Source organism: Prescottella sp. D32 (genome assembly GCF_037287305.1).
Taxonomy (GTDB): domain Bacteria; phylum Actinomycetota; class Actinomycetes; order Mycobacteriales; family Mycobacteriaceae; genus Prescottella; species Prescottella equi.
The window spans coordinates 94,411-106,838 of the sequence record NZ_JARBSW010000003.1 but is presented as its reverse complement, the minus strand read 5'-3'; the positions used below and the strand labels follow the sequence as shown (position 1 = coordinate 106,838).

The following is a 12,428-nucleotide window of genomic DNA, read 5'->3' as shown; positions in this document are numbered from 1 at the left end:
AGCATGAGGAGTAGACCGACGCGACCGGAGGAAGGGGTGCAAGTGGTTCAGGACGAGGATCTGCTGTTGGCATTGCTGAACAGCGCACCGATCGTCGACGGCAAGAAGGTCGACAACCTGCCAGGTTCAGCCGGTCGCGAGTTGACCCAGCAGTTCGGTGGAACGGGGTCGCAGACCGAGATCGCGCACCTCCAGCGGATGCGGAACGCCCTGCACGACGTAATTCGCGACCAGGCCGACGCCCATGCAGCCCTCGACTCACTGCTTCGCGACGCGGTTCTCACCCCCGAGGTCGGGCTCACCGGGATCAAGTGGGAGTTGCAGACTTCCTCGGACGAACGGCTCGCGGTTCGTGCCGCGATGGCCTGGTCCGAGGTCACGGAGCGAATGCCCGGCCGACTTCGCCCCTGCGCCAACGCCGAGTGCAACCTCTTCCTCATCGACCACAGTCGTCCGGGAAGCGCCAAGTGGTGCTCCATGAGCACCTGCGGGAACAGGATGAAGGTGCGCACACACGCCCACCGCAGACGGGAGGTCTGACGCGCCGAGTAGCGCACACGCGGCAGCGCGCCGAAGTCGACGGCCACAGCCGGTGCATTCGTGGCTACCAACCCGCGGGCGCCGCGGTCAGACGCCGCCCTCGTCGTGCAGACCCCGGTGGGAAAGGATCTGCGGCATGTGATCCTGGGCCCAACTGCGCAGGCCTCGGGTCACCTGGTGGAGCGATCGACCGAGGTCGGTCAGCTCGTAGGAAACGGTGACCGGCACCGTCGGTATGACGGTGCGCGTGATCAGACCGTCACGCTCGAGTGCTCGCAACGTCTGCGTCAACATCTTCTGACTGACGCCGGCCAGTATCCGCGCAATCTCGGAGTAGCGCAGCGCCTTTGCGGCGTCTGCCGTATCGACTTCCGTGCTCCCGCGATCCGACGCCTCGCCACCGAGTGCGCACAGGACCAGAACGACCCACTTGTCGGAGATCCGGTCGAGCAGTTGCCGACTCGGACACTGCGCCAGAAACGCGTTGTACTGAGCCTTCTCCACCGCTCGCTTCTGGGCCGCGCTCGTCGTTGCCAATTCGGTCCGCTTCCTCTCGAGTAAGTTACGCACTTCGAGGTGCCTACTTCCACACGGGAAGCGACTCTTCGATGATGGTCGTCGGTGGCGGCGAGCGCCACCTCGGATCAAGGAACAGGCGAATACGATGGAAGCACTCGACACTTCACTTCCCGGCGGCACTTGGACTCTCGGCGACTCTGCCGTCACCAGGTTCGGCTACGGCGCAATGCAGCTCGCGGGTCCCGGAGCCATGGGTTCACCCGCCGACCGCGACGGCGCTCTGGCCGTTCTCCGGGAGGCCGTGGCAGCCGGCATCACCCACATCGACACCAGCGACGCATATGGCCCCCGGACCACGAACGAGCTGATCGGCGAAGCCCTCCGCCCCTACCCCGACTCACTGTTCATCGCCACGAAGGTGGGCGCGAAGCGCGACGCCCGAGGCGGCTGGCCCACCGCCCGGCGGCCCGAAGACCTCCGAACGCAGGTGCAGCAGAACCTTCGGTCCCTGGGGGTCGAGGTTCTCGATCTCGTCAACATGCGGATGGGCGACGCGACCGGCCCGCAACCCGGCTCCCTCGCAGAAGCGTTCGGCACGCTCTCGGAACTGCAGGAAGAGGGTCTGATCAGACATCTCGGGGTCAGCAACGTCACCCCCGCGCAGGTCGCCGAGGCGCAGGACATCGCCCCGATCGTGTGCGTTCAGAACATGTACAACCTCACGCACCGCTACGACGACGCCCTCATCGACCAACTCGCCGAACAGGGCATCGCCTATGTGCCGTTCTTTCCGCTGGGCGGGTTCACGCCGCTGCAGTCCGAAAGGCTCTCGGCGGTGTCGGAAGAGCTCGAGGCGGCGCCGCTGGCGGTGGCTCTCGCGTGGCTCCTCCAGCGATCCCCGAACATCTTGCTGATCCCCGGCACATCGTCGACGGCACACCTCCACGAAAACATCACCGGCGCGGCGCTTTCACTTCCCGAGGACGCCGTGACCGAGCTGGACAGGATCGGTCGCTGACCCCCGGACGGCAGCGCTCCAGCGGCCTTTTGGACAGCTGAGTACATAATTGTGTAGCGTGGCGGGCATGGGCAGGCCGAGAGGGTTCGACGAGGTCGCGGTTCTGGACGCTTCCGCCGAACAGTTCCGGGTGCACGGGTTCGCGGATACCTCTACCGAGCAGCTGTGCGACGCGGCCGGCGTCCGCCGGAGCAGTCTGTACAACACCTTCACCTCGAAGGACGAATTGTTCGTTCGCTCGCTGGAGAGAAGCGTCGCCGTCGCCAAGGAGCAGCAGGAATCGGTCCTGACGGACGTCGAACTGTCGGGAGCTGAACGCCTGACAGCCCTCTTCGCGCTCGTCCTGGACGAAGAGCGTCAAGCCAGGAAGAACGGGCACGCCGCAGGATGCATGGTCGTGAGCACTCACATGGCGCCCGACGTCGGCGCGCGCGAACCCCGAGTGAAGGACATCCTCGACCGCTTCCTGGCCGATCAGCTCGCGCTCGTGGCCGACGCGGTACGAGCCGGACGACTCGACGGCACCCTGCGGACGGATCTCGCACCGAAGCAGGCCGCCCTGATGGTGGTGTCGGCGATCTCCGGGATACGTGTCCTGGCACAGGCGGGCACCATGCCCGCCGAGCTGCGCAAGGTCGCCGATCTGCACATCGACTCCCTGAGGGCGTGAACGTCGGTGCACTGCACTCTCGAACTCTGCCCGCATTTTGGACTCTCAAATACATAACAAGTTTTCGATCACCGAAGGAAGTCCATTGAAGAAACACCTGTACCTACTCATGCTGACGATGATCATCGTGGTCTCGAGTGAGCTGCAAGTGCCCGCGATGATGTCCGAGATGGCCGAGGACCTCGACGTGGACACAGGAAGGATCGGGTTGCTCGTCTCGATATTCGCGCTCGGCATGGCACTCGGTGGACCGGTGATCGCCTATGCTCTGCGGCACCGCCCACCCAAGCAGGCACTGCTCACAGTTGTCGCCGCCTACGCAGTCCCCGAGATGCTCGTACCCGTCGTGCACGAGTACTGGTGGGTGGTGCTGATGCGCATCCTGACCGGCTGCCTCGCAGGAGCTGCCGTAGGGCTATCGATCGTCTACGCCACCAGACTTGCGCCGAGTACGGACAAGATCGGCGAAGCCGTGTCGATCGTATTGAGCGGCATCATGGTCGGCACGGTGGTAGGGCTTCCCGTTTCCCACTTCATCGCCGGACGCTGGAACTGGCAGGCCACCTTCTACATTCTCGGCGCTGCCGCCCTGGCCGTATTCGCGCTCAGCCTCCTCACGCTTGCTCCGAGGAGCGCCGCCAGTGCCGCCGACAATGCTCAGGACTTGCGCAATCTTCGTCTCCCCAGCCTGTGGGCGCGCTACCTCGTGAGCTTCCTGACCATCGGAGCTGCATACGCGGCGTTCTCCTACTTCACTCCTCTTCTCGAGGACAGCGCCGGGTTCGGTGCGGACGCGACGACGCTGATACTCCTCGCGTACGGACTCTGTGCCCTCGTCGGCAATCTGATCGTCGGGAAGCTGGCAGACAAGCACGCCGTCGGCGTTCTGCGATTCGGCCATGCCTTGCTGTTCGTCTCACTCGGCGTGCTCGCACTCGCGGGCCAGACCCAACCTCTGGTTCTCACCATGGTGCTTGTCGTCGGGCTCGCCGGGGTGTCCATGAACCCGCCCCTGGTGACCCGGGTCGTCGAAATCGGGGGCACGGGAAATCTCGTCAGCACCTTCCACACGTCGGTGATCACTTTGGGCATCACCGCCGGAACTGCGTTGAGCGCCTTGACCATCAGCATGTTCGGAAACGATCCCGCAGTTGCCATGTGGACCGGCAGCGCGTTCGCGCTTCTGGCCGCGGTCACGCTCGCCCTGCAGAGAGGCCGCACGCGGGCGGCGAACGACGAACTCGATCGGCCGGCCGAGGTCGAGGTCGGCGTCAGCTGAGCTCCGCTTCCCGGTGCACTGCTCGCCCAGGTGCGTGACCGCGACGCACCTGGGCGGAGGGTGGAAGACGGTTCGCGTGGCAGATCGATATCGTCCCAACGAAGCGGATCGACCTCTTCCTTCGCCGGAATCGACGAGTCAGGCGGAAGGGCGTTCATCCCCCTCGGTGAGGTTGCGCCCTCGCGTTGGGCTGCGATCACCGCGATCACCGCGATCACCGCGATCACCGCGATCGCCGCATGCGTGGCCAGTGAACCCCCCACGCTCACCGAGGCGGCGTCGAACGCATGGGGAGAGGCACTCAACAGATTGAGCGCGCCCAGGTTCGACTCGGTGGTGTAGAGCTGGAAGGCGAGCATCGAGCCGATCCCCACCGGTCCTCGTGCGCCATGTCGTCCACCCGAACCGTCTCGTGCTCCCAGATCGCCTGCAGGCACGGACCGTCGTCGACCTCCTGTTGCAGGTCGTCGATCCGGCTCGGCAACTCGGATGTCCCGGCGCGCGATTCCAGACGCCCGCCCCGCACGGCCAGCGTGATGTCCGCGTGCTCGGCCCCGGGAACGAGCTCGACCGGGGCACGCGACGACGGGCACGCCGCGCTTCGGCACACGCGCCGTAGCAGTCGCCGCGGCGGTGACCGTGTGGGTGCGGATCCATGTCCCGTCCGCCGTCGGCGACGCACCGCGGCCGGCAGGCACCGACGAGCCCACGACGCGGCACGCGGCGTTCCCGTCCGGAGCCCTCCGGATGCTCGGAGCCGCCGCCGTGGTGGGCGCCGCCACGACGGTCGCGTGGACCTTCGGTCACGAACTGTCGTCATGTTCTCCGTAGTGGCGTGTAGTTCAAAGCAATTGCGCACCGCGACCTACGCTGCGCCGTATGGGCGCGAGGGAAGTGCCACCCGAGGCGGTCGCGGAGACGATCGACGCGCTGCAGCCCGGATCGGATACATGGCAGCAGGCGTGGGTCGCCCGCGACACCGACGCCGGCCGCGCCACTCGCGCACCGCACCGGGATCAAGGCCGCGATCGCGGCGGCCGCGGGAGTCGACCCGCGCCCCGAACTCGAACGTGCCCTACGTGCTGGAATCGTCACCGACGAACCCGCCGCGGCGCAGTCGAAGCAGACGAAGCGGCGTCGGCGGTCGGGTGGCAGTGACGATCAGCTTTCGATGTGGTGAGCCGTCGAGGTCTGAGGTTCGACGATCGCGACAGCGGAACTGGAGAATGGGGGAGTGAGACTCGAGGGCTGGAACAGCATCCCGAAGGGATTCGCGGCACGCTTCGATCTGTCGCGGGCGCCGTGGTGGCTGCGAGCGTGGATGGCCACACCCTTCGTTGACCGGTTCGCGTATCCGGTTGTAGTCGGCCGGGGTCTCGGATACCTCACCGCTCATCCGGGATCTCGTCCCGCGGCACTGCCCCCAGATGCAGCGGCTCGTGGTTGGCGACTGGAAGACCCGCCAGTCTCTGATGGCGGGTCATTCCTGTCGGGGCGCACCAGCAGGTAGGGGAGCTTGCGTAGCCGCCGGCACCGCTGCTCAACCATGGCGCCACTTGGAGGCTACGGCCCGTCCCGGGCTATGTGGGCCACGGCTTGTTGACATTGTGGCGGTGGGGTGGTGTCAAGATCGGCCAGCAGATTTCTGTGGTGGTGAACGTTGTGGGAGCTGAGGGCGTGCCGACGCGGCCATGAACAACGAGCCGCCGGCCGCGATCAGCTGAAACCACTGCGACGGATGGATGGTCGCCGCTGCGCCACCAGAGAGGGTGCGCAATACGAAGCCCGGCGACACGATGCGGCCGTGGAGAATCCCCTGATGCTCGAGCCCGAAACAGTAGGCGGGCTGGTGACCGTGTGGACCGCCATCGCCGACCTCCACGTCCAGGGCATCGCCCCCGAGCAGTGACAGTGCTATTCGCACATGCTCTGCACAGCTCCTGCCGGGCGGGGTGCATCTGCGCGGCTCAAATCTGAGCGAAGCCGCCGTCCACGGCTAGCTCGGAGCCGTTGACATAGCTGGACGCGTCCGAGGCGAGGAAGACGGCCGCCGCGGCGATCTCTTGGGGCTCGGCCAACCGGCCGAGTGGAACCGACGCCCCGGCGGAGGCGACCGCCTCGGCTGAGATCAGGTCGACTAGACCCTGCGTGCGGGTACCGCCCGGGGAGAGCATGTTGATCCGGTATCGACGCTCCCCGGCGACGTGGGCGAACCCGCGAACCAGGTTACGAAGCGCAGCCTTGGTCGCCCCGTACACGGGCAGATACGGCTCGGGCCGCGAGGCCGCCGTCGATCCGGTGAGGATGATCGACGCCCCCGCCGAGAGCAGCGGCAAGGCCTTCTGCACGGTGAACAGCGAGCCCTTGACGTTGGTGGTGAACATGGCGTCGAACTGCTCCTCGGTGATCTCGCCCAACGGCGCCACGATCCCGATCCCGGCGTTGGCGACCAGGACATCGATCCGACCCGCCTGCTCGGCAACCGTTGCAAAGAGCGCGTCGAGATCCTCGAGCCTGCCCACGTCACAGCGGATCCCGGTCACCCCGGGACCGAGTTCGGCCTCGACCTCGTCGAGCTGCGCCTGGCGACGGCCGGCGACGAACACTCGTGCACCCTCGTCGAGGTACGCCCGCGCGATCGCCAGTCCGATACCCGCGTTACCCCCGGTTACGACCGCGACCTTGCCTTCCAGGACCTTCATGGTAGCTCCTACCTTCTTGTTATTTACCGACCAGTCCATAACAGCCGATGTGGACCGTTTAGTCAAGAATGGAGGCGGAATCGTTCGCCCTCACGCCATTGCGGGAATGCTCAGGGCTTGGGTAACAGGCCGTTGAGCAGGGTCTCGGCCGTAATCGACAGGGCGGCGGGGTCCTGACCGACCCGGCCGAGGACAATCAGCCCGAGCTGACCTGCCAGCACCGCATGGGCGGCGTCTTCCGAATCGACATGGAGGGCGATGTCGCCCTCGCGCTGCGCTCGCCGTATCGCATCGACCAGCATGGAAGTGGTTGCGGCGTAGCTGCGCCGAGCCTCAGCAGCCACCTCCGCAGTGCTCATGGAGAGCTCCATCGCGGTATTGGCGAGCAGGCAACCGCGACGAGCCTGTTCGCCGCCGGGATCGCGTACGGGTCCGGTCACGAAACCGCGAATCACATCGATAGCGCGGTCGGCCTGCTCCAGCCACGAACGCAGCATTCGATCATTGGCCTCGTCGTACTCGCGAAGCACACGCAGGAACAAGCTCCGTTTGTCTCCGAATGCCCCGTACAGACTCCCTTTGCCCAGTCCGCTGGCTGCCACGAGATCGTCGAGGGACGTGCCTGCGTACCCGTTGTCCCAGAACACCGCCTGCACGGCCGCCAGGACAACCTCTTCCTCGAACTGGCGTGGACGCGGCATGCAGCCAGGATATCTGTATTGGACCACCCGGTCCATCATCGCGCCGAGCGGAAGCGCCGTCTATCGAGCGATCTTTCGCCGGTTGGCTGGTTGTCGTACCTCTTAGGGAGGGCTCCACGTATGGCTCGGCCGCACACTCACTGGGGGTGAGTGCTTTTCGTGTCGTCAGCTGGGGCGATGGCATGTTGTCCCGGGCCTGGACGTGACCGCGATTCGCGACGACGCACGGCGCCAGGTGGAGCAGGGCGCGTTGACCTCGGGTAACACTACCGAGGTCGAGCGAGTGATCGACGTTATCAATCAGGTGGTGGCGACTGAGATGGTCTGCGTCATGCGGTACACGCAGAACGCGATCGCGGCCAGCGGCATCGACCGGGCGCAGGTGGCAGCCGAGTTCACCGAACACGCCACGAGGAGATTCAGCACGGGTTGCGTGCCGCCGAGCGCATCGTGATCACCACCTGTCAGGAGATGGTGCGGTGGATCGGCAACTCGGACCCGGCTACCCGCCGTCTCATCGAGGACATTCTCGCCGAGGAAGAAGACCACGCCGACGACCTGAACGACCTCCTCGGCAACTGATCCGCGATGGCCTCCAGCGGGGCTGTCTGCCCGTCGACTCGCGGTCATGGGTCGGTCAGGTCCCCGGATACCGGTTCTCCCGCAGCACGCGAGCGAGGTGTGCCGCGTTCACGGCGAGCGTCGCGTTCGTCGAGGCCACGGCCTCGGGCACGTCGCCGAGATCGTTGTAGTCGCCGGGAGTCATCGCCTCCCCGTTCCAGTACGTGCAACCTTGGGCCGGCACCGAGAAGCCGATGTCGTTCAATGCCTGGAACAGGCTCGCAACGATGGCGTGGGCGCCGTCCTCGTTCCCGACGACCGCGGCTGCCGCGACCTTGTCGAACAGGATCGGACGCCCCTCGTCGTCGGTTTCCGAGAGTTCGGCGTCGAGACGTTCGAGGACGCGTTTCGCGACGCTCGACATCTGTCCGAGCCACGTGGGCGTCGATATCAGCACGATGTCGGATTCGAGGACCGCGCGGCGCAGCGTCGGCCACTGGTCGCCCTCTCCCATATCCTTCTCGACGCCGGGAGCGACGTGATGGTCCACGACCCGCATCGTGCGCCCCGAGACGCCGTGCTTCTCGAGTTCGGCGAGGACCTGCCGGGCGATCAGGTCGCTGCTGGAGGGGGCCGGAGAAGCCTTGAGTGTGCAGACGAGAGCGAGCGCAGTCGGTTCGGTCATGCCTGCGGATACCCAGGCCGGGGCGGGCTCACGCATGTTCCGCGGAATCCGCAAGGTCGGTGTTTGGGGCCGGTCGGCACGGGTAGCCCGTGATCGCCCGTACTCGGAACTGGGAGGCCCCGATGCCCGAGCACCTCGACGACCATGCAGCGCAACTTCACGCGGCCCTGGACGGCGTGGTCGCGGCGACGCCCCGCCTCGAGCGGTGGGGCCGGCATCTCGCCGCGGTCCTGCCCTCGGGAGCGAGGCTGTTGACATGTGGAAACGGCGGCAGTGCGGCGGAGGCGCAGCACCTCACCGGCGAGCTCGTCGGCCGGTTCGAAGAGGAGCGGATGCCACTGTCCGCGATCGCTCTTCACGCCGAGACCTCGTCGGCCACGGCGATCGCCAACGACTACGGCCTCGACGAGATCTTCGCGCGCCAGGTCCGCGCCCATGCCCGCGCCGGCGACGTGCTGCTCTGCCTGTCCACGAGTGGCCGCAGTCCGAACGTCCTCACCGCAGCCAAGGCGGCCCACGAGTTGGGTGTCACGACGTGACGTGGTCCATGACGGGGCGCGAACCCAACCCGCTGGCGGCGGTGGTGGACGAGGCCATCGCGGTGGACGCGCCCCGGGTCTCCACGGTGCAGGAGATCCACCTGGTTCTCGTGCACGCGTTGTGCGCCGAGATCGACACGGCCCTGAGGTCCGAGCAGTGACCCGCGTCGTGGTGCTCGGGGACTCGCTCCTCGACGTGGACCTCGAGGGCCGTGTCGACCGGCTGTCGCCGGAGGCACCGGTCCCGGTGTTCGACACCGACAGCGTCCGGGTGCGTCCGGGTGGCGCCGCGCTGGCCGCCGTGCTGGCGGCCCGCGACGTCGGCGAGGTGGTGCTGGTGACGGCGGTGGCCGCCGACGCCGAGGGGCGGCGACTCGTCGAACTCGTTTCGGAACACTGCGACGTGGTCCCGCTCGACCTGCGGGGGGCGACAGTGACCAAGACCCGGATCCGTACCGACGTCCAGCACCTGCTGCGGATCGACTCCGGCGACGGCGTCACCGCAGGCACGCCCGTGACCTCCGCGGTCGAGCGAGCGCTGGCGGGGGCGGACGCGATCGTCGTCGCCGACTACGGGCGAGGAACGACGCGGCATCGGGGCCTCCGGGCCCTGGTCGAGTCCGGGGCCCGAATGGCTCCGGTGGTCTGGGATCCGCATCCGCGCGGGGCGGCGCCCGGCGCGGAGTGCGCGTTGGTGACGCCGAATCTGCGGGAGGCCTACGGTGCGCTCGGCGGCGGCGCCGACGCGCTGGTGCCGGCCGAGGCCGGGCGGCGCCTGCTCGGACAGTGGGGGACACGCGCCGTTGCGATCACCCAGGGCCCGGCCGGTGCCACCGTCGTCGAACGGGGGCGGCCGGTCCACGTGGTCCCGGTCCCGGAGACGCCGGTGACGTTGCGGACCGGCCGGTCGGACACATGCGGCGCCGGCGACCGCTTCGCCGCGGCGGCCGCGGCCGCGCTGGGCGGTGGTGCGTCGGTGACCGAAGCGGTCACGGTCGCGGTCGATCACGCGTCCCGGTTCGTGTCCGCGGGCGGCGCGGGGTCGATGGCCTCCGTGGACCGCGGGGCGGCATCGAGCCGGGTTCGTCGTCCGAGCCGATCCTGCTCGGACGCTTTCGCACTCGCCGATCGCGTGCACCGGGACGGAGGCCGGCTGGTGGCAACCGGCGGGTGCTTCGATCTGGTCCATCCGGGTCATCTCCGCCTGCTGCGCGAGGCCGCGGCACTCGGCGACGCACTGGTGGTGTGCCTGAACTCGGATTCGTCCGTCCGCCGGCTGAAGGGGGCCGGGCGCCCGGTGCTCGGGCAGGACGTGCGCGCGGCGATGCTGCGCGAACTCGACACCGTCGACTCGGTGGCGGTGTTCGACGACGACACGCCGACCCGCCTGCTGGAGCGGTTGCGACCGGACGTGTGGGTGAAGGGCGGGGACTATCGACCGGCCGATCTCCCCGAGGCCGAGACCGTGCGGCGGAACGGCGGCGAGGTCCGCACCGTCCCGCCGCTCGGCGACTACTCGACCACCAAGGTCGTCGCCGCGATCGAATCGCATCACGAAGCTTTCCGGGGCCGGGCCGGTCTCGGATCCGAAGGGAGGAATCCGTGATCGACATCGGCAACGTGCTCATCTCGGGCGGAGCGTCGGGCCTGGGCGCCGCGACCGCGACCGCCGTCGCCAAGGCGGGAGGAACGCCGCTCGTACTCGACATGGCGGTGCCCGACGCGGAACACGCCTATCGGCTCGTGGACATCGCGGACAGTTCGGCGGTCGCCGAGGCCACCGCCGAACTCGCAGGCAGCGTGGGCGGCCGACTCGACGGGGTGTTCACCGCCGCCGGCATCGACTGCTGCGGCAGGCTGGACGAGGTCGCCGCAGCCGACTGGGAGCGCGTCGTCGCCGTCGACCTGATGGGGACCGCGGCCGTCGTCCGTGCGGCACTGCCGCATCTGGCCAGCCCGTCCGGCCGCATCGTGACGTGCGCCTCGACCCTGGGTCTGAAGGCGGTGAGCGACGCGACTGCCTACTGCGCGGCGAAGTTCGGTGTCGTCGGTTTCACCCGGGCACTCGCGGCGGAGACGGCGGGACGATACGGCGTGACCCTGCTGGTGCCCGGTGGCATGGACACGTCGTTCTTCGACGGGCGCACCGCGCAGTACCGTCCGCCCCCGGACGCCCACCTGAACCGGCCGGAGGACGTGGCCGCGACCGTGGTGTACGCGCTGGGACAGCCGGAGGGGTGCGAGATCCGCGAGATGGTCGTGTGCGCCTCCGAAGAGTCGTCGTGGCCGTGAGCGACGTGCTGGTGCTGCGTGCGCTCGGGGTGGGTGACCTGGCGACCGCGGTCCCGGCGTTGCGTGCGCTGCGGCGCGAGTTCCCGAACGCACGTCTGCGCCTGGCCACGCCGATCGGGCTGCGGGACCTCGTCGGCCTGATCGGCGGGATCGACGACATCGTGCCGACGTCCGGGCTGCGCGCCATGGCCGTGCACACCCGTCCCGACCTGGCCGTCAATCTCCACGGCCGGGGCCCGCAGAGCACGACGTTGCTGCGCGGCGCGGGACCGGGCGGCGTCTGGTGTCATCGCGATCCGGGCATCGGCGCCGACGGCCCGGAATGGGACGAGCATCTGCACGAGGTCGATCGTTGGTGCGCGCTGCTGCGGCACCACGGGGTGCCCGCCGATCCGACGGAACTGCGGATCGGACGACCCCGATCGGCGCCCGTCGAGGGTGCGATCGTGGTCCACCCCGGCGCGGCGAGCGCGGCCCGCCGCTGGCCCGCAGCTCGGTTCGCCGCCGTGATTCGCGAACTGTGGAGTGCGTACGGGGGAGCCGTCGTGGTCACCGGGGGTCCGGGGGAAGGCGGACTCGTCGACGACGTGTGCCGGGCCGTCGGATCGGGTGTCCCGGTCCGGCGTGCGGTCCCGTGCCGGCTCGGCGAACTCGCCGCGCTGGTCTCGCATGCCCGGCTGGTGGTCTGCGGTGACACCGGAATCGCCCATCTGGCAACGGCGTTCGGAACGCGATCGGTGGTGCTGTTCGGGCCCACACCGCCGCGGACGTGGGGTCCGCGGGTGGACCGACATCTGCACACGGTGTTGTGGACCGGCCGTCGCGGCGACCCGCACGGTGCGCGTCTGGACCCCGGTCTGGCGGACATCGAGGCGGCCGACGTCGTGGCCGCCGCGTCCGTGCAACTGGAGAGGTGAGGTGC

Annotated in this window: 14 protein-coding genes and 1 pseudogene; 11 read left to right on the top strand and 4 right to left on the bottom strand. The window is 68.2% G+C overall.

Annotation, left to right across the window (positions count from 1 at the left end; translation table 11 throughout):
* Positions 1-42 precede the first annotated feature (42 nt).
* Positions 43-540 (top strand): CGNR zinc finger domain-containing protein, encoded by a 498-nt coding sequence (locus PSS76_RS15110; protein WP_233282380.1) that lies wholly within the window; start codon positions 43-45, stop codon positions 538-540.
* An 87-nt stretch (positions 541-627) separates the two neighbouring features.
* Here PSS76_RS15110 and PSS76_RS15105 read toward each other — a convergent pair whose 3' ends face one another.
* A complete protein-coding gene (locus tag PSS76_RS15105) occupies positions 628-1,077 on the bottom strand; it encodes a winged helix-turn-helix transcriptional regulator (RefSeq protein WP_064058753.1) in 450 nt (149 codons plus the stop codon).
* 127 nt (positions 1,078-1,204) lie between these two features.
* Here PSS76_RS15105 and PSS76_RS15100 point away from each other — a divergent pair, with 127 nt between their 5' ends.
* The 4 genes from PSS76_RS15100 (at position 1,205) to PSS76_RS15085 (ending at position 4,857) form a co-directional block, all read left to right on the top strand.
* Positions 1,205-2,077 carry an aldo/keto reductase family oxidoreductase gene (locus tag PSS76_RS15100; RefSeq protein WP_084869683.1) on the top strand — a complete coding sequence of 291 codons (873 nt, stop codon included), beginning with the start codon at positions 1,205-1,207 and terminating at the stop codon, positions 2,075-2,077.
* 67 nt (positions 2,078-2,144) lie between these two features.
* Complete coding sequence (locus PSS76_RS15095) at positions 2,145-2,747, top strand: TetR/AcrR family transcriptional regulator (RefSeq protein ID WP_005512814.1); 603 nt, start codon at positions 2,145-2,147, stop codon at positions 2,745-2,747.
* A gap of 109 nt (positions 2,748-2,856) precedes the next feature.
* Complete coding sequence (locus PSS76_RS15090; RefSeq protein WP_013416203.1) at positions 2,857-4,026, top strand: MFS transporter; 1,170 nt, start codon at positions 2,857-2,859, stop codon at positions 4,024-4,026.
* A gap of 633 nt (positions 4,027-4,659) precedes the next feature.
* A complete protein-coding gene (locus tag PSS76_RS15085) occupies positions 4,660-4,857 on the top strand; it encodes a hypothetical protein (protein ID WP_013416201.1) in 198 nt (65 codons plus the stop codon).
* Between the two features lie 1,136 nt (positions 4,858-5,993).
* Here PSS76_RS15085 and PSS76_RS15075 read toward each other — a convergent pair.
* Together PSS76_RS15075 and PSS76_RS15070 are read right to left on the bottom strand one after the other, a co-directional pair.
* Positions 5,994-6,728 carry an SDR family NAD(P)-dependent oxidoreductase gene (locus PSS76_RS15075; RefSeq protein ID WP_064077956.1) on the bottom strand — a complete coding sequence of 245 codons (735 nt, stop codon included), beginning with the start codon at positions 6,726-6,728 and terminating at the stop codon, positions 5,994-5,996.
* 110 nt (positions 6,729-6,838) lie between these two features.
* Positions 6,839-7,429 (bottom strand): TetR/AcrR family transcriptional regulator, encoded by a 591-nt coding sequence (locus PSS76_RS15070; RefSeq protein ID WP_037085177.1) that lies wholly within the window; start codon positions 7,427-7,429, stop codon positions 6,839-6,841.
* 202 nt (positions 7,430-7,631) lie between these two features.
* Between PSS76_RS15070 and PSS76_RS15065 the strand changes: the two genes are divergently transcribed.
* Complete coding sequence (locus PSS76_RS15065) at positions 7,632-7,883, top strand: hypothetical protein (protein WP_217451347.1); 252 nt, start codon at positions 7,632-7,634, stop codon at positions 7,881-7,883.
* The gene (locus PSS76_RS15060; RefSeq protein ID WP_217451346.1) at positions 7,880-8,011 is read left to right on the top strand and encodes a ferritin family protein; all 132 of its coding nucleotides are present in this window, start codon (positions 7,880-7,882) and stop codon (positions 8,009-8,011) included. The genes PSS76_RS15065 and PSS76_RS15060 overlap by 4 nt, the downstream gene beginning before the upstream one ends.
* Positions 8,012-8,066: 55 nt before the next feature.
* On the opposite strand, the gene PSS76_RS15055 is transcribed toward PSS76_RS15060, so the two are convergent.
* Entirely contained in the window at positions 8,067-8,675 is a 609-nt protein-coding gene (locus tag PSS76_RS15055; protein WP_013416199.1) for a flavodoxin family protein, read from the bottom strand.
* Between the two features lie 122 nt (positions 8,676-8,797).
* On the opposite strand from PSS76_RS15055, the pseudogene PSS76_RS15050 reads away from it, so the two are divergent.
* The 4 genes and pseudogenes from PSS76_RS15050 to PSS76_RS15035 all read left to right on the top strand — a co-directional run bounded on the left by PSS76_RS15050 (position 8,798) and on the right by PSS76_RS15035 (position 12,423).
* A pseudogene (locus tag PSS76_RS15050) lies at positions 8,798-9,375 on the top strand (D-sedoheptulose-7-phosphate isomerase).
* Positions 9,372-10,820 (top strand): PfkB family carbohydrate kinase, encoded by a 1,449-nt coding sequence (locus PSS76_RS15045; RefSeq protein ID WP_337456310.1) that lies wholly within the window; start codon positions 9,372-9,374, stop codon positions 10,818-10,820. Before PSS76_RS15050 ends, PSS76_RS15045 begins: the two are co-directional and overlap by 4 nt.
* Positions 10,817-11,506 (top strand): SDR family oxidoreductase, encoded by a 690-nt coding sequence (locus PSS76_RS15040; protein WP_005512829.1) that lies wholly within the window; start codon positions 10,817-10,819, stop codon positions 11,504-11,506. The genes PSS76_RS15045 and PSS76_RS15040 overlap by 4 nt, the downstream gene beginning before the upstream one ends.
* Positions 11,497-12,423, top strand: a complete 927-nt coding sequence (locus PSS76_RS15035; RefSeq protein ID WP_041674271.1) for a glycosyltransferase family 9 protein — start codon at positions 11,497-11,499, stop codon at positions 12,421-12,423. The genes PSS76_RS15040 and PSS76_RS15035 overlap by 10 nt, the downstream gene beginning before the upstream one ends.
* Positions 12,424-12,428 lie beyond the last annotated feature (5 nt).

What these genes read in the sequence shown, in the direction of transcription:
- PSS76_RS15100 (WP_084869683.1), top strand. Translation starts at nt 1,205, where the DNA reads ATGGAAGCACTCGACACTTCACTTCCCGGCGGCACTTGGACTCTCGGC.
- PSS76_RS15095 (WP_005512814.1), top strand. Translation starts at nt 2,145, where the DNA reads ATGGGCAGGCCGAGAGGGTTCGACGAGGTCGCGGTTCTGGACGCTTCC.
- PSS76_RS15090 (WP_013416203.1), top strand. Translation starts at nt 2,857, where the DNA reads ATGCTGACGATGATCATCGTGGTCTCGAGTGAGCTGCAAGTGCCCGCG.
- PSS76_RS15075 (WP_064077956.1), bottom strand. Translation starts at nt 6,728, where the DNA reads ATGAAGGTCCTGGAAGGCAAGGTCGCGGTCGTAACCGGGGGTAACGCG.
- PSS76_RS15070 (WP_037085177.1), bottom strand. Translation starts at nt 7,429, where the DNA reads ATGCCGCGTCCACGCCAGTTCGAGGAAGAGGTTGTCCTGGCGGCCGTG.
- PSS76_RS15055 (WP_013416199.1), bottom strand. Translation starts at nt 8,675, where the DNA reads ATGACCGAACCGACTGCGCTCGCTCTCGTCTGCACACTCAAGGCTTCT.